Genomic DNA, 484 nt, shown 5'->3' with positions numbered 1-484 from the left:
AACCCTTGGATAGTCTGGATAATTGCCATCGATGAGCTTTGACGTGATCACGATGCCACCAGGCATTTCGAAGCGGATTTTTTGCGCCGACAGGCTGATTGCTACGTCGCCCTCTGCGCTTGCAAGATGCCTGAGCAGGCTGACTGTCGCACGAGGAATGATAACGCCTGGCATACCCTCGCTGCCTTCGGGCGGCGCAAGCTTGACCAGTGCCAGGCGATGGCCGTCTGTGGTGACAAAGGCCAGATGATCATCTGTCCTGTGAAGGTAAATTCCATTCAAATAATAACGGGTTTCCTCCGTAGAAATTGCGAAGCTGACCTTGGCAATAGCGTCCGCCATATCCGCACCCGTTAAACTGAAATGGTGCGTGAAATCTCCCGCTGACATTTCTGGAAAGTCAGACGCCGGCAGCACCTGCAGGCGAAAGCGCGATCGGCCAGCCGATACATTCACATGCGCATCGTCGCCCTCAAATTTAACA

General features: G+C 53.7%; 1 protein-coding gene. It reads right to left on the bottom strand.

The features are described from left to right. Window positions 1-484, bottom strand: a 484-nt coding sequence (locus ABE530_RS19690; RefSeq protein ID WP_499695732.1) for a DNA polymerase III subunit beta, incomplete at both ends; no start/stop codon positions are given.

It is taken from the genome of Brucella sp. TWI559 (assembly GCF_039674265.1).
GTDB lineage: Bacteria > Pseudomonadota > Alphaproteobacteria > Rhizobiales > Rhizobiaceae > Brucella > Brucella chromiisoli.
This window is presented reverse-complemented; position numbering and strand designations above follow the sequence as displayed.